Genomic DNA, 14,076 nt, shown 5'->3' on the forward strand with positions numbered 1-14,076 from the left:
CAAACTCTCTGACCTGGGCGTCACCAAAGCCGCCATCCCCGAACTGGTCCAGGGCGCAATCATCGACCCCTCATGCGGAGGGAATCCGATCGAATTGACCGAAGAAAACCTGACAACGCTCTTCAACGCAGCACACTAACAGGCTTGCCGAACCCATCCCTCAGCTCTCATACTGGTCGGAGGTGAGGGAGATTTTCATGACGAAAGAGATTGTTCTGACCCACGGTGCTTTTGCCGGACCGTGGTGTATGGAGGATTATGCGGGCTTCTTTCGTGCACGTGGCTGGACGGTGCATACACCCGCGCTACGCTACCATGGTGGCGACCCCAAGGCAGATCCCGATCCCGGCCTCACCGACACAAGCGTCCTAGATTACGCCAATGACATTTCGGACTTCGTGCAGGGGTTGGATAGCGAACCCGTGCTACTGGGCCATGCGATTGCGGGGGTAGTGGCGCAGAAGGTGGCGTCTCGGGGGTTGGCCAGCGCAATTGTCCTGATCAACCCAAACGCGGCTTGGGGCACATTGCCGGAAACCGACGACGAACGCGCTGTGCCGCGCGCGTTGATGGAGGGTGGGGCGTTCTGGAAACAGCCCATGCGCGTCGATTTCGAACTGATGGCCCCCTTTGCGCTGAACAAGATGCCCGAGGCGCAGCAGCACGAAGTGTTCGACCAGCTTGGCCCCGAAAGCGGGCGGGTGATGTTCGAGATGTTCTTCTGGATGTTCGACGATCACCACGCGATGAAGGTGGACATCGACAAGGTCGATTGCCCGGTGCTGATCGTTTCAGGCACCGAGGACCGGGCCGTGAACCCCAACACCTGCCGTGCTCTGGCGAAGCTTTACGGAGACCGTGCGACTTTCCTGCCTGTCGACAACCACGCGCATTTTCTGTTCATGGAGCCGGGCTGGGAAGGCCCAGCCGAACAGATTGCCGACTGGTTGGATCGGAATGTTGGGTAAGATGGGGTTTCACCCCATCGTCCCCGCTCCGCTTTAATGGGTTGGAAACCCATCCTACGTCAGTTGTTGGTTTGAAACGTGCTCTGCGGTTTCCAGACCAGAGAGCCATCGTCATTGCGATGACACCGCAGCAGCCGTTCCTCGCGCGTGCTGATGGTTGAGGTTACGGTGTTGTCACCGGTCAGCAGGATGAACGCGTCTGGCGAATAGGCCATCCCGCCATAGTAGCAAAACCGCGTCTCGGCCCCGTCTGGAATGGGCGATGCAGTGCTGAGCATCTGCTGCGCGGGGGCCGCCGAGGCCAGCAGGGTCAGGGCCAGCCCGAAGGTAAGTGTTTTCATGTCGTCCTCCCGTTCGGAAATTTGTTCGTGGTCTAATTGGGTCTTGGACGCTCGGAACCTCAAATGTCGTTCTTGGATGACGGATTGAGGGTAAGTGTGAACGGGATCAAAGAGTTAGGCAAGCGGTGTGTTTGGAGGGTGGCTGTTGCCACGCGTCAACTATGAATTTTGGCCAGCATAAACCACTTCATTTATATGGGTCAATTCAGTTACATGAAACCTGGTGTCGTTAGCCAGTTGTAAGGCGGACGTATCTACTTCTTGATCGTATATTCAAATCGAATTGAGTTTATCAGCAGATTTACATCCGAAGAGTCCGTTTGCTTGTGGATCATTCGATGGCACGTTGGACAAAGAACCAAGAAATCATCTGGTATTCTATATCTACGGCTTTCACCTTCAGCCAAGCCGCTAATTGGCTTCGCGTGATGTACGTCTATCGGAGTGTTCTGTAGTGGACCGTCAAAGCCAAAGTGTATTTTAGGATCCAAACCGCATGCTTCGCAAACAGTACCCCTGGCTTGAAGGACGGTCTTCCTAATATTCGGCGTCCGTTCTATGCGACGTGAAAGAAAGTACTTGCGGGTTTCTGTTATGTCTGTTGTTCCCGCTTCTTCCATCATGGTGTCTGTGGGAGTAGTGCCACCGCGATCTACAAGTGCATTATAGGCAGACAGCATTCTATCTAAGTCTTTGTAGAACCGATCGGAATCGATTTGATCTGCTGAATAGGTGCGCCCAAACGAATGGCCAGATTCATACCCAAGCGGTAGGGATTCTGAGGAGCCTAAATCAATTGGTTCCACAGAGAACAGCTTGGCAAATTCTGGCACCCTTTCTGCCAAGCCAATTGCTCTTCGGCGCAGAACTTGACGACCTTTGCGCTCGCCAAACTCGATGTATACTTCCGTCGTCCCTTGGTTCATCGACAGCACAATTTCTTCTGATTGTGCGTTAATCAGGTAAACTACGTAAAAACCTCTTGTGGCGCTCTCAGTAACTAATGGGTCAAAAAAAGCCAACCAAGGTACAGCTGCCCAGTTGCCTGCACCAACGCTAGATTTGACCTTTAACGCGTAAGGTAGAAATATTAAGTGTTTCTTGGCTTCTATTGATACGTCGTGTCGAACAAAATTCCCAAAATCGCTGCCGGCAAAAGATTTGGCTCGTTCAAAAACGAACTCCCTCGCCATTCTGGCGAGCATTTGGTGAAGCATTATTTCTCCTAGACATCCAACTCCTCCACAAACCGCGCGTTCTCTTGAATGTATTGGAACCGCAGTTCGGGTTTTTTGCCCATCAGGCGTTCGACGAGGTCGCCGGTTTCGCCGGGTTCGTCCTCATCAATCGTGACGCGGATCAGTTTGCGGGAGGCCGGGTCCATCGTGGTCTCTTTCAGGTCCTTGGCGTCCATTTCGCCCAGACCCTTGAAGCGGGATACGTCAATCTTGCCTTTGCCGCCCAGACCTTTTTCCAGCCACTCGTCACGTTCCGCCTCGTCCAGACAATAGACGCGCTTGGCGCCTTGGGTCAGGCGATAGAGGGGAGGGCAGGCCAGATAGAGGTGGCCCGCGTCGATCATCGGGCGCATCTGCGTGAAGAAGAACGTCATCAGCAGCGATGCGATATGTGCCCCGTCCACATCCGCGTCGGTCATTATGATGATCTTGTCATAGCGCAGGTCGTCGACGTTGAACTTGGTGCCAAGGCCCACACCCAGCGCCTGCGTCAGGTCGTTGATCTCGGCATTGGTGCCCAGCTTGGAACTGGCCGCGCCCAGCACGTTCAGGATTTTACCGCGCAAGGGCAGCAGGGCCTGCGTTTTGCGGTCCCGGCCCATTTTGGCGGACCCGCCCGCCGAGTCGCCCTCGACGATGAATAATTCCGTGCCGTCGCGTGTTGAACTACTACAGTCCACCAACTTGCCGGGGAGACGAAGTTTCTTAGTGGCGGACTTGCGTTGTGTTTCCTTCTCGGCCCGTCGGCGCAGGCGTTCTTCGGCTCTCAGGATGAGGAAGTCGAGGATCGCCCCGGCGGATTTCGTATCAGCCGCCAGCCAGTTATCGAAATGGTCGCGGACGGAGTTTTCGACCAGCCGCTGCGCCTCGACCGTGGCCAGACGGTCTTTGGTTTGGCCGACGAATTCCGGTTCCGAGATAAAGCAGGACACCAGCGCGCAGCCGCCGGTGATCAGGTCGTCACGGGTGATCTGACCTGCTTTCTTGTTATTGATCAGCTCGCCATAGGCCTTGATCCCCTTGAGGACCGCAGCCCAGAAACCGGCGACATGTGTGCCGCCTTCGGGGGTGGGGACAGTGTTACAGTAGGACTGGATGAACCCATCGCGCGAAGGCGTCCAGTTGATCGCCCATTCGACTTTGCCGGGGGTGCCGAACTTCTCGTTAAAGTCCACGGTGCCAGCAAAGGGCTGCTCGGCATAGGTCGACGAGCCGTTCATCGTTTCCTTAAGATAATCCGACAAGCCGCCGGGGAAGTGGAAACTCGCCTCGGTCGGGGTTTCGCCGTCGTCGATGGCAGATTTCCAGCGGATTTCGACGCCCGAGAACAGGTAAGCCTTGGAGCGTATGGATTTGAATAGGCGCGCGGGTTTGAACTTGTGATGGCCGAAGATGTCGGCGTCGGCGTGGAAAGTCACTGTGGTGCCGCGCCGATTGGGGGCCGCACCGACCTTTTCCACGGGACCCAGCGGGATACCACGCGAGAACCGTTGTTCGAACAGCTGCTTATCCCGCGCCACCTGCACGACCATCGAATCCGACAGGGCATTCACCACCGATGCACCCACACCGTGCAGACCGCCCGAAGTCTGATACGCCTTGCCCGAGAACTTGCCGCCTGCGTGCAGGGTACACAGGATCACCTCCAACGCGGACTTGTCCGGGAATTTCGGGTGGGGGTCGATCGGAATGCCGCGCCCGTTGTCACGAACGGTCAGGGCGTAATCTGCGTGCAGCTCGACCTCTATCCGGTTGGCATGGCCCGCAACAGCTTCGTCCATTGAGTTGTCGAGTATCTCGGCCACCATATGGTGCAATGCACGCTCATCCGTGCCGCCGATATACATGCCGGGGCGTTTGCGGACCGGTTCCAGACCTTCCAGCACCTCGATGGACGAGGCGTCATAGGTGGAGGTCGCTTCTGGCGTCAACAGATCGTCGGGCATGGGTGCTGCTCTTATTTTTGAGTTTCTCCCATTATGGCAGGTGATGTGGTCCGGGGGAAGAGGGACGCGAGGTGTTGTGGATGGTTTGGCCACACGAGCAGGCCTTCTCTGCGGTTGCGACAACTACTTTGGTTAATGGCGGCTTTGTGGGGTAACACTCTGGCGTTTGGGGCCTATCAAAAGTTTTTTGTGTGTTGGGTGAGTTCTGCCTGTATCATCAGTGTCGCCGAGGATTCGATAATGAAAAAATCCGTATACAAACAGAGTAGTTCGAAGCGAGCGCGATCTGAGGAAAGCGTTCAGAGTGAAGAGGCACGCGAAATCCGGCGGCGAGCAGAAGTTATTTCGAAAGAAGGCAGAAAAATTGAACAGGACGTCGAAGAACAATTTGAGCGCATCAGAGAAGGGGCAAGAGGCACAGTCAAACGTTTCCGTTTTTGATTTCGTGTATGCAGACCACTCACGGATTGGCACGATCATTTCGCAATTTAGCAATTTCGGTAATTTGACCAGTATCGTGCATGATGTCTCCGCAGAGAAGGGTACCTCAGAGAGCAGTTCGGTGGATACAAAGGGCAATGCGGCGTTTGTTTCTGCCACCCACACGGTAGCAGGTGGAAATCATAAGTCGCATGCAGAAGCTAGTCAGAGATCATATGATCCGAAATGGATTAACGCACTGAGTTTCTTGGATCAGATTGAAGAGAAAGACCTGCTAAAACGAAGCCTCAATGAAGCAACGCTCGGTGACTTGGTTTTGATTACCGGCCCTGTCCAAATTCGAGACTTTGCAACTTTGAAGAAGTTGTGGGGGTTGCCGACTTTCAGGGCTTTTGCGGAACTTGGAGCCGATACCCAACCTGCGTCTGAAAGCAGAAATGAACGTAAACAGAAGCGAAAGGAAAGGGCGCTGCCAAGCGAGATCGACCTTTTCTTTGAGATGATCGATGTGTTGCCTCACCCGGCTCAGATTACAATCGGTGACGATCCGGTTGGTTGGGGCATTCTGGATGAGCGTGGAATGATGTCAACGGCCTCAGATCATCTGCTGAAATACGGCGGGCCAATACCTGGCACTTGGGCCGTAGTCGGTATCCTAGACGCGTACCCCAGTATAACCGAAACACCTGAAATCGTGCACAATGTAGGCGTCGAGCAAATTGTACATGTCCTTTTCGGCCAGATTGAACCTATAACTCGTCAGTTGCTGGGTAGGCCATCGGAAGCGTTCGGTATCACACCCCTGCTGGTCTTCAGAGAGGTGGGTAGCTAAGGGTCGGTTTGATTTGCAAAAAAGTTCGGCGCTCGTGCATGGCACATCTCACGAAAAAAGTTCATTGTCCTTGGCTCATTGGAAACAAGTGGCCCCGGCCTAAACCGCACGCTAACCTCGAAATGACCGGTGGCTTTGGAATGCCAGCGGCCTAATGCATGCGCAGCAATCAAGCTAATAGGCGATGACTGCTCAGGGCTCATTAGTGTACTCTCGTCGAATTCGTCTCGCCACCTGCTCAAAGCGCTCTTAGTCTGCGGTTACGATGCAATCGAGACAACAGGACCCCAAATGAGCTGGATCAAAACCATCCCTTATGCCGAGGCCACCGGTAGGCTGCGCAAACTCTATGACCGGGTCACCGGACCGGACAACAATGTGGACAATATCATGATGGCGCACAGCCTGCGGCCGCATTCGATGGAAGGCCATATGGCGATGTATAAGGCCGTGCTGCATCACTCGGGCAACAAGATACCGAAGTGGTTTCTTGAGGTGCTGGGCGTGTGGGTCAGCTCTCTGAACAAGTGTGGATACTGCGTAGAACATCACTTTTCCGGATTGCAGCGGTTGCTGCATGATGAGGTGCGCGGCAATGCGATCCGTGCGGCGATTGAGGCGCGTGATCCGGCCTCGGCCCCGCTGGACGCGGCACAAGTCGAAGCGATGAGATATGCGCGCAAGCTGACCGAGGCACCCGGTGATCTGACCGAGGCGGACGTGATCGCTCTGCGAGAGGCGGGGTGGGAAGATGGCGAGATTCTGGAGATCAATCAGGTGTGTTCTTATTTCTCCTATGCGAACAGAACCGTTTTGGGTTTGGGGTGTCCGACTGACGGAGACGTTTTGGGCTTGTCGCCGAACAACTCGGACAATCCTGATGATTGGGGACATCGGTAAGTGCGGGGCTGGCCGCTCCCCCCTATGTATTTTGGGATCATGTAAAGAACGGGCATAGGCTTGTTCTTTGACGCCCCGATAAAACCTATGTCAATTTGACACCAATCAAAGCGCGCCGTGTGACAATCGGCTAAGCATCTCCTCGACAGTGAAACCGAGGAGAACATGTATGGATGCGGCACCCCAGATCAAACAAAAATCATCTCAGATCAAAGCTGTAACTGACCTGAAGACGGATGCCTCGGCACCAACATCCGAGAAAATCCGGCAAGCTTTTGAGAGCGGCAAGTACCCCTATGGCCGCAAGATGGCACGCAAGGATTACGAGGCGCAAAAGGCCGAGCTGCAGGCAGAGTTGCTGAAGGTTCAATTGTGGGCGCAGGAGACCGGGCAGCGGTTTGTGCTGTTGTTCGAGGGCCGCGACGCCGCCGGCAAGGGTGGGACCATCAAGCGGTTTATGGAGCATCTGAACCCGCGTCAGGCGCGTGTGGTCGCATTGAACAAGCCGACGGATGAGGAGAAGGGGCAGTGGTATTACCAGCGTTATGTGCAGCAGCTGCCCACCGTGGGCGAGATGGTGTTTTATGATCGGTCCTGGTACAACCGTGCGGGCGTCGAGCGGGTGATGGGCTTCTGCTCACCCAATGAGTATCTGGAATTCATGCGGCAGACGCCCGAGTTGGAGCGGATGCTGGTGCGCTCGGGCATTCAACTTTATAAGTACTGGTTCTCGGTCACGCAGGAAGAGCAGCAGCGGCGCTTTGGGAGTCGTGAAACTGATCCGTTGAAGCAATGGAAACTGTCACCGATTGACAAGGCTAGCCTGAGCAAATGGGATGATTATACCGAGGCGAAAGAGGCGATGTTCTTCTACACCGACACCGCCGATGCGCCCTGGACGATTGTCAAATCCAACGACAAGAAACGCGCGCGTCTGAACTGCATGCGGCATTTCCTGTCGACGCTGGACTACCCGGACAAAGACCTCAGGATCGTTGGTGAGCCTGATCCGTTGATAGTTGGGCAGGCGCATCACGTAATTCATAACTCGGACCATATTCTGGGGACAGCGCTGCATCCTGACGCGAAGATCGGCTGAAAATCGATAAACTGTAAAGCAGTTGCACCAAAGGTGATGGCTTGCGTCGCTTTGTTCTCGTTAGTCTCATTATGAAATAAGTTTGTTCCGCTCTTGTCTCGGGCAGCGCGCAAGCCTAAGGCTGGCGGAATGAACAAGGTGATGACATATCCCGGCCATTTGCGCGCAATCGCGGTGCTGGGCCTGCCGTTGATTGGCGGGCATCTGGCACAATATGCGATTGGTTTGACCGATACAGTCATGCTGGGCTGGTACGGTGTCGAGGCGTTGGCTGCCGTGACGCTGGCCAACAGCTATTATTTCGTCCTGTTCCTGTTTGGTGCCGGGTTTGGGTGGGCTGTAATGCCGATGGTGGCGACCGCTGCCGCCGAGGAGAATGAGACCAGCATTCGTCGCTCCACTCGCATGGGTCTGTGGCTATCACTGATCTATGCGACGGTGATGATGCCTCTTTTGTGGTGGTCCCATCCGATCCTGATTGCTTTGAAGCAAGAGCCGCAAGTTGCTGAAACTGCGTCAGTATACCTGCGGGTCGCGGGGTGGGGCTTGTTCCCGGCGCTGTTGGTGATGGTCCTGAAGTCCTATTTGGCCGCACTTGAGCGGACGCAGATTGTGCTGTGGATCACGATTGTTGCAGCTGTGGTCAATGGCGTGACCAACTATGCGCTGATCTTCGGAAACTGGGGCGCGCCCGAACTTGGGGTGATTGGTGCGGCTATCGCGTCAGTGGTGACGCAGATCGTATCATTGGTGGCGGTCGTGATCTATGCGGTGCGTGCGTTGCCGGAACACAGCTTGTTTCAGCGGTTTTGGCGCCCGGATTGGGAGATGTTCATGAGCGTGCTGCGTTTGGGCGTTCCCATCGGTCTGACGACACTGGCGGAGGTGTCGTTGTTCGCGATCTCTGCTGTCATGATGGGCTGGTTGGGTCCAGTGCCGCTGGCAGCTCACGGGATTGCGTTAAACCTCGCCTCGGCGACGTTCATGGTTCATTTGGGCCTGTCTAATGTGGCGACTATTCGGGCGGGCAACGCGTTGGGTCGACGGGATCGGGCGCATCTTGAGAAAGGCGCGATTACGGTGACCGGGATGTCGTTGATCGTGTCGGTCTTGACGATTGTTCTATTCCTGACATGCGCTGAGCCCCTGATCTCGCTGTTTATGGAGGCCGATGATCCGCAGCGGCCACAGATCCTGCTAATCGGCACTGGCCTGCTGGCGATGGCTGCTTTGTTCCAGCTGGTCGATGGGGCGCAGGTCATCGCACTAGGCCTGTTGCGAGGTTTGCAGGATGCAAAAATACCGATGGTGATGGCCGCACTCAGCTATTGGGTGATCGGTATCCCCGCTTCGTACTATTTCGGCTTTGTTCAAGGTATGGAGGGGATCGGAGTCTGGCTTGGCCTCGTGATTGGCCTCGCTTGTGCTGCCGTATTGTTGATGGCGCGCTTCTGGCTAAGGTCGGTGCGCGATGTAGGAGAAGTTCCCGCCTAGGGGATCATTCTTTGCTCATCCGGTCGGATTTCTTTCGAACAAGTACCGACCGCAAGTCGTGCATCGCCATCAGCAATGGGCCGGTCACGTCCTCTAATTGCGCATCCGTTGCTTTAGACTGGGCCCATTGCGTGGTCAGATTCAGGTAGTCAACCGCACGGTGTATATCATCCATATCGCGGCGGGATAGCAGGGCTTTGCGCTCTTCCATCCAGCGCGCGATTTCATCGTTGTCGGCGTCGCTTAGTACACGCTGGCCCTGCGGTTTGACCTCGCCATTGCGGATGTTGATGACCGCGATCTGTTCCATCTCGATCCGGCGATGGCGATTTTCCGTGTCGATCCTGAACACCGCTGCCCCATTTTCGCGCACGCGGAAATAGTATTCAGGCAGGGCTGTGGACATAACAAACTCCGGTATCAGGTGAGCGCGGCGCAAAAACGTTGGATGCGTGTGCAGGCTTCAGTCAGGGCTTCATCAGAGGTCGCATAGCTGACGCGGAAATTGGGGGACAGACCAAAAGCTGCGCCAAACACAACCGCCACGTCGGCCTCTTCCAGCAGGGCGATTGCGAAGGTTTCGTCCGAATCTATCACAGTGCCCGCGGGTGTGGTTTTCCCGATCAAGCCTGCAATTGATGGATAGACGTAGAAAGCGCCTTCGGGTGTCGGGCACGAGATACCGTCGATTTGGCTGAGCATGTCGACGACCAGATCGCGACGGCGTTTGAAGATCTCATTATTCGGCGCAAGGAATGCTTGAGTTCCATTCAGAGCCTCGACTGCTGCCCATTGGCTGACCGAACTGGGATTCGAAGTTGATTGAGATTGCACCTTGCGCATCGCGGCGATCAACTCGACCGGGCCTGCCGCATAGCCAATACGCCAACCGGTCATGGCATAGGCTTTGGAGACGCCATTGCAGGTCAGCGTCCGATCATAAAGTCTCGGTTCCACCTGTGCGGGCGTGCAGAACTCGAACCCGTCATAGGCCAGGTGCTCATACATATCATCGGTCATCACCCAAACATGCGGATGCCGCAACAGGACATCTGTCAGTTCTTTCAGTTCAGCCCGGCTATAGCCCGCTCCGGTGGGATTCGAGGGTGAGTTGAAGATGAACCATTTCGTTTTAGGTGTGATCGCGGCTTCCAGTTGATCCGCTGTCAGTTTGAAATTGGTCTGCAGCGAAGTTTCGACGATTACTGGTGTGCCACCGGCCAGCAACACCATGTCCGGGTAGCTGACCCAATAGGGCGCGGGGATGAGGACCTCATCGCCCTCGTTCAGCGTAGCCATCAGCGCGTTGTAAAGCGTCTGCTTACCCCCGGTCCCGACCGAGACCTGAGCGGGCGTATAGTCCAATCCGTGGTCACGCTTCATCTTGACGCAAACCGCCTGTTTCAGCTCGGGGATGCCGTCCGGAGCAGTATATTTGGTCTTGCCCGCAGCGATGGCGGCCACGGCGGCGTCCTTGATGTTCTGCGGCGTGTCGAAATCGGGCTCGCCTGCGCTCAGCCCGATCACATCGCGCCCGGCGGCCTTCAGCTCGGCTGCTTTGGACGTCATCGCGATGGTGGGCGAGGGTTTTACGCGTGACAGTGTCGCAGACAGGAAACTCATGGTCGGCCTCGGTTTGTATGTTCAGCCCGACTGTCATAGGGTGCGCCGAAATAACGATCAAGCCAATTGAGTTTTACCCTTTGGAGACCCCGATGAACGACGAAACAGACTGGTTCGGACCGGACACCGCAACCTTCGGGGATCGCGTTGCTGGCGCACGCGAAGCCGCAGGCATGACGCAGACCCAATTGGCCCGCAGGCTTGGTGTCAAAAAAGCCACGATCACTTCGTGGGAAGATGATTTGTCGGAACCCCGCGCGAACAAGCTGTCGATGATGGCGGGGCTACTGAATGTCTCGATCATGTGGCTTCTGACGGGCGAGGGCGACGGCATGGACGAAACAAGCCTGCATGGCGATACGGACTCGGAATTGCGCGATCTTGTTGCAGAGCTCCGCACGATCCGAGGTGAGATGCGAGCCAACTCCGAGCGTCTGGCTCGCGTCGAAAAAGCGCTGCGTCTGAAATTGGAACGCAATCAATGACCGAGCCGCGCGAGACCCGGATCAAGCGCATGAAAATGCGTTCGATGCGGCGGGGCATCAAAGAGATGGATTTGATCCTGACGGCATATGCCGATCGCAATCTGTCTTCGATGGACGAGGCGGGATTGGACACATACGATGCCTTGCTGCATGAAAATGACCAGGACCTTTATCAATGGGTCACTGGTCAGGCCAGCCCGCCGGAACCGCTGGCCGAATTGATCGCGGATATCGCACAAACCTTTCAAAAATAAGCAATCATCAGGCTTAACCGATTTTTCGGGAATTCGCGTCATGTTTTCAGAAACAGCGCGATGAATCGGAGGATTGAATGAGTATGGAGTTACAGGTCACCGCGCCCGGGACCAAGGGGTTCATGACGAGCTATCTTGAGGCGTTGGCGCTGGTCGAGCGTCTGCATCGCTTGCTTCTGGACGTCATCAAGGATGAATTCGAGCGTGTCGGCGTACTTGAGATCAACGCGGTGCAGGCCCTGCTGTTGTTCAACATAGGCGACCATGAAGTAACCGCCGGAGAGTTGAAGAGCCGTGGTTACTATCAAGGCAGCAATGTCAGCTACAATCTTAAGAAACTGGTCGAGATGGGCTATATGCACCATCAACGATGCGAGATTGACCGCCGCTCGGTACGGGTACGCCTGACGCCGCGTGGGCGTGAGATTCGCGATATCGTGTCAGACCTGTTCGCCCGCCATGCAGAAGGGCTGCAAAACCGCGGCGTGATCGGGACCGATGGGATTGAAGAGATCACCGGTTCACTGCGTCGGGTCGAACGATATTGGACCGATCAGATTCGGTATATCTACTGATAGCTTTGATGGCTGAGTTTGGGAGAGCGACAGACCCTCAAGTTCACGGATCAGTTTACGTGTCATCGCATCTTCATAGGCTTCGAAGCCAAGGGCGACTTCGACGAAAGCATCGGGGCCTCGGATGACCCACGCGTGGTAATAAGCAGATAGCTCCCCAATCTCTACCTGGCGGGTGTCTCCTGGATTGGGGTCGTCGATACCGATTACAAGGGCATTGATTGTAATATCAGTGTTTTGCAGAGCGGCTTTTATATCCCGTGGGTGATGTCCGAGATTGTGTTTGCCATCACCGGACAGATCCAGTGTTCGCCGCCAGCAATCGCTTTGGCTCTCCAACATCTCAGCACCGTACAACATGGCCGACCCGACCGCCGTTCCCTGCGGCGCTGATGAGCGTGTTGTGCTTTCTAAATGTTGCTGAATTCGACGCAGATCAGCAGTCGAGCGAACATCTGTCCAACCAAGCAAGAGGCGTTGGTGGCCAGGTTCGCTCCATTCATAGATAGAGATCCGAATAAAGGTAGACGGGTTTGAAAGGATCAGTTGAACCACCTCGGGATGGCGCAACGCCGCCGCAAGGCCACTAAGTTGCAACCTGTACTCACGACTGTCGACCGAACCAGAGACATCCATTCCCAACGCCAAAGCCTGTCGACATTGCGCTGAAAGCGGGTTGGCCAGCAGGCAAAGAAGTGTCGCACACAGGCGGATCATTTCGCATTATCCGGTTGCAACGCACTAAGTTCCAATCCTTTCAATTCCCGTTCCAGTTTGCGACGCATGGCACGCTCAAAATCTTCGAACCCGGCGGCGATCTCAAGAAAAGCACCGGGTCCGTGTAGTACATTTTTCTGAAAGAACGGGATCAAGTCGATTTCTCCTTCGAAATCAGCTGCATTGATCACCAGACCATTCACGGTCGTGTTTTCGAATGGAAAGTGCTTGTAGGCGATCTGTGGCCCGTAGCCATCGTTGTTCTTGCCATCGCCCGAGATATCGATGGTCTGGAACAGACAATTCGGGGCGCTCTCCATCAGGGTCGCCCCAAAAGCCAGTGCGTGACCCATCGCAGTCGGGAACTCGTCTTCCGATCGCTTCGATGTCCCGATCCGATGCGCGGCGGAGATCAAATTGGCCTGCGTATCGATTATTGTCCAATCCAAAAGCAATGTCTGGTTGAAACTGCCGGACCATTCATAGACGGCTAATGCAACCGGTTGAGGTGAAAGGAAGAAAGCCTCCTGCACCTCGGGCGCAATCAATGCGTTGGCCAGCCCCTGTCGTTGCAGCGCATCCTCAGTCGCGTCCACCGAGGTCGAGATGTCCATGGCCAGCGCCAGCGCCAGGCGGCAGGTCTCGGCCCAAAGGGGGCTGCCCGTGACAGCCAGCCCCAGTGCTCCCAGCCAGCGGATCACCAGTGGCCGGTGCTTTCCATGCTAGACCAAGGCTCTGCCGGGGCTAACGCTTCACCATTTTGCAGCAACTCGATCGAGACATTGTCGGGCGAGCGAACGAACGCCATACGCCCGTCGCGTGGCGGGCGGTTGATCACGACGCCATTGTCCTGAAGATGCTGGCAGGTCTCGTAAATGTTGTCGACGCCATAGGCGAGGTGCCCGAAATGGCGGCTGTCGCTTGGCAGTGCGTCGTCGCCATCCCAGTTGTATGTAAGTTCAATGGGCGCGTCCTCTTGTCCCGGTGGGGCGAGGAATACCAGTGTGAACCGCGCAGCCTCGCTTTCATAACGACGCGTTTCCTTCAGGCCCAATAGTTCATAAAACGCTATGGATTTCTCAAGATCCTTCACGCGGACCATGGTGTGGAGATATGTCAGCCCCATCGCGACTTTCCTTGCATTTGTTGTGATGCCAAGCACC

At 55.5% G+C, this 14,076-nt stretch carries 16 protein-coding genes and 1 pseudogene; 9 read left to right on the forward strand and 8 right to left on the reverse strand.

What is annotated here, in order from left to right:
- Positions 1-139 (forward strand): annotated as a pseudogene (locus ACR0CZ_RS08535) (iron-containing alcohol dehydrogenase); the annotation flags it as partial.
- A 58-nt stretch (positions 140-197) separates the two neighbouring features.
- Positions 198-968 carry an alpha/beta fold hydrolase gene (locus ACR0CZ_RS08540; protein WP_170393675.1) on the forward strand — a complete coding sequence of 257 codons (771 nt, stop codon included), beginning with the start codon at positions 198-200 and terminating at the stop codon, positions 966-968.
- A gap of 59 nt (positions 969-1,027) precedes the next feature.
- Here the strand turns inward: ACR0CZ_RS08540 and ACR0CZ_RS08545 are convergent, their stop codons facing one another.
- The 3 genes from ACR0CZ_RS08545 to parE form a co-directional block, all read right to left on the reverse strand.
- Complete coding sequence (locus ACR0CZ_RS08545) at positions 1,028-1,309, reverse strand: hypothetical protein (RefSeq protein ID WP_170393673.1); 282 nt, start codon at positions 1,307-1,309, stop codon at positions 1,028-1,030.
- Positions 1,310-1,563: 254 nt separating this feature from the next.
- Positions 1,564-2,526 (reverse strand): MrcB family domain-containing protein, encoded by a 963-nt coding sequence (locus ACR0CZ_RS08550; RefSeq protein WP_170393671.1) that lies wholly within the window; start codon positions 2,524-2,526, stop codon positions 1,564-1,566.
- Positions 2,527-2,534: 8 nt separating this feature from the next.
- Positions 2,535-4,493, reverse strand: a complete 1,959-nt coding sequence (gene parE, locus ACR0CZ_RS08555) for a DNA topoisomerase IV subunit B (protein ID WP_170465521.1) — start codon at positions 4,491-4,493, stop codon at positions 2,535-2,537.
- 304 nt (positions 4,494-4,797) lie between these two features.
- On the opposite strand from parE, the gene ACR0CZ_RS08560 reads away from it, so the two are divergent.
- The 4 genes from ACR0CZ_RS08560 to ACR0CZ_RS08575 all read left to right on the forward strand — a co-directional run bounded on the left by ACR0CZ_RS08560 (position 4,798) and on the right by ACR0CZ_RS08575 (position 9,259).
- Positions 4,798-5,766, forward strand: a complete 969-nt coding sequence (locus ACR0CZ_RS08560) for a hypothetical protein (protein WP_480536969.1) — start codon at positions 4,798-4,800, stop codon at positions 5,764-5,766.
- A 291-nt stretch (positions 5,767-6,057) separates the two neighbouring features.
- Positions 6,058-6,666: a peroxidase-related enzyme gene (locus tag ACR0CZ_RS08565; protein WP_170393665.1), complete on the forward strand. Its 609-nt coding sequence runs from the start codon at positions 6,058-6,060 to the stop codon at positions 6,664-6,666.
- 169 nt (positions 6,667-6,835) lie between these two features.
- Complete coding sequence (gene ppk2, locus ACR0CZ_RS08570; RefSeq protein ID WP_170393663.1) at positions 6,836-7,765, forward strand: polyphosphate kinase 2; 930 nt, start codon at positions 6,836-6,838, stop codon at positions 7,763-7,765.
- Between the two features lie 129 nt (positions 7,766-7,894).
- Positions 7,895-9,259: an MATE family efflux transporter gene (locus ACR0CZ_RS08575; protein WP_170404822.1), complete on the forward strand. Its 1,365-nt coding sequence runs from the start codon at positions 7,895-7,897 to the stop codon at positions 9,257-9,259.
- Between the two features lie 4 nt (positions 9,260-9,263).
- Here ACR0CZ_RS08575 and ACR0CZ_RS08580 read toward each other — a convergent pair whose 3' ends face one another.
- On the reverse strand, positions 9,264-9,665 hold the full coding sequence (locus tag ACR0CZ_RS08580) for a hypothetical protein (RefSeq protein WP_170393659.1): 402 nt from the start codon (positions 9,663-9,665) through the stop codon (positions 9,264-9,266).
- A gap of 14 nt (positions 9,666-9,679) precedes the next feature.
- Positions 9,680-10,882, reverse strand: coding sequence for a pyridoxal phosphate-dependent aminotransferase (locus ACR0CZ_RS08585; RefSeq protein WP_170465520.1), 1,203 nt, complete (start codon positions 10,880-10,882; stop codon positions 9,680-9,682).
- A gap of 92 nt (positions 10,883-10,974) precedes the next feature.
- On the opposite strand from ACR0CZ_RS08585, the gene ACR0CZ_RS08590 reads away from it, so the two are divergent.
- The 3 genes from ACR0CZ_RS08590 (at position 10,975) to ACR0CZ_RS08600 (ending at position 12,196) form a co-directional block, all read left to right on the forward strand.
- Positions 10,975-11,367, forward strand: coding sequence for a helix-turn-helix domain-containing protein (locus tag ACR0CZ_RS08590; protein ID WP_170393655.1), 393 nt, complete (start codon positions 10,975-10,977; stop codon positions 11,365-11,367).
- A complete protein-coding gene (locus tag ACR0CZ_RS08595; protein WP_170393653.1) occupies positions 11,364-11,621 on the forward strand; it encodes a succinate dehydrogenase assembly factor 2 in 258 nt (85 codons plus the stop codon). Before ACR0CZ_RS08590 ends, ACR0CZ_RS08595 begins: the two co-directional genes overlap by 4 nt.
- A 77-nt stretch (positions 11,622-11,698) precedes the next feature.
- Positions 11,699-12,196, forward strand: a complete 498-nt coding sequence (locus ACR0CZ_RS08600) for a MarR family winged helix-turn-helix transcriptional regulator (RefSeq protein WP_170393651.1) — start codon at positions 11,699-11,701, stop codon at positions 12,194-12,196.
- Here ACR0CZ_RS08600 and ACR0CZ_RS08605 read toward each other — a convergent pair.
- Genes ACR0CZ_RS08605 through ACR0CZ_RS08615 form a run of 3 tightly spaced genes read right to left on the reverse strand, consistent with a single transcriptional unit; the run spans position 12,143 to position 14,039 of the window.
- Positions 12,143-12,913 (reverse strand): DUF1194 domain-containing protein, encoded by a 771-nt coding sequence (locus ACR0CZ_RS08605; RefSeq protein WP_170393649.1) that lies wholly within the window; start codon positions 12,911-12,913, stop codon positions 12,143-12,145. The genes ACR0CZ_RS08600 and ACR0CZ_RS08605 overlap by 54 nt on opposite strands.
- Entirely contained in the window at positions 12,910-13,614 is a 705-nt protein-coding gene (locus tag ACR0CZ_RS08610) for a DUF1194 domain-containing protein (protein ID WP_170393647.1), read from the reverse strand. The genes ACR0CZ_RS08605 and ACR0CZ_RS08610 overlap by 4 nt, the downstream gene beginning before the upstream one ends.
- On the reverse strand, positions 13,611-14,039 hold the full coding sequence (locus tag ACR0CZ_RS08615; protein ID WP_170393645.1) for a VOC family protein: 429 nt from the start codon (positions 14,037-14,039) through the stop codon (positions 13,611-13,613). The genes ACR0CZ_RS08610 and ACR0CZ_RS08615 overlap by 4 nt, the downstream gene beginning before the upstream one ends.
- Positions 14,040-14,076 lie beyond the last annotated feature (37 nt).

The organism is Ruegeria sp. H9 (assembly GCF_056532915.1).

Excerpts from the sequence above, each read along its gene's own strand:
- ACR0CZ_RS08545 (WP_170393673.1), bottom strand. The coding sequence starts at position 1,309 with ATGAAAACACTTACCTTCGGGCTGGCCCTGACCCTGCTGGCCTCGGCG.
- ACR0CZ_RS08615 (WP_170393645.1), bottom strand. The coding sequence starts at position 14,039 with ATGGGGCTGACATATCTCCACACCATGGTCCGCGTGAAGGATCTTGAG.
- ACR0CZ_RS08580 (WP_170393659.1), bottom strand. The coding sequence starts at position 9,665 with ATGTCCACAGCCCTGCCTGAATACTATTTCCGCGTGCGCGAAAATGGG.
- ACR0CZ_RS08605 (WP_170393649.1), bottom strand. The coding sequence starts at position 12,913 with ATGATCCGCCTGTGTGCGACACTTCTTTGCCTGCTGGCCAACCCGCTT.
- ACR0CZ_RS08595 (WP_170393653.1), top strand. The coding sequence starts at position 11,364 with ATGACCGAGCCGCGCGAGACCCGGATCAAGCGCATGAAAATGCGTTCG.
- ACR0CZ_RS08540 (WP_170393675.1), top strand. The coding sequence starts at position 198 with ATGACGAAAGAGATTGTTCTGACCCACGGTGCTTTTGCCGGACCGTGG.
- ACR0CZ_RS08590 (WP_170393655.1), top strand. The coding sequence starts at position 10,975 with ATGAACGACGAAACAGACTGGTTCGGACCGGACACCGCAACCTTCGGG.
- ACR0CZ_RS08575 (WP_170404822.1), top strand. The coding sequence starts at position 7,895 with ATGAACAAGGTGATGACATATCCCGGCCATTTGCGCGCAATCGCGGTG.
- ACR0CZ_RS08565 (WP_170393665.1), top strand. The coding sequence starts at position 6,058 with ATGAGCTGGATCAAAACCATCCCTTATGCCGAGGCCACCGGTAGGCTG.
- parE (WP_170465521.1), bottom strand. The coding sequence starts at position 4,493 with ATGCCCGACGATCTGTTGACGCCAGAAGCGACCTCCACCTATGACGCC.
- ppk2 (WP_170393663.1), top strand. The coding sequence starts at position 6,836 with ATGGATGCGGCACCCCAGATCAAACAAAAATCATCTCAGATCAAAGCT.
- ACR0CZ_RS08600 (WP_170393651.1), top strand. The coding sequence starts at position 11,699 with ATGAGTATGGAGTTACAGGTCACCGCGCCCGGGACCAAGGGGTTCATG.
- ACR0CZ_RS08550 (WP_170393671.1), bottom strand. The coding sequence starts at position 2,526 with ATGCTTCACCAAATGCTCGCCAGAATGGCGAGGGAGTTCGTTTTTGAA.
- ACR0CZ_RS08585 (WP_170465520.1), bottom strand. The coding sequence starts at position 10,882 with ATGAGTTTCCTGTCTGCGACACTGTCACGCGTAAAACCCTCGCCCACC.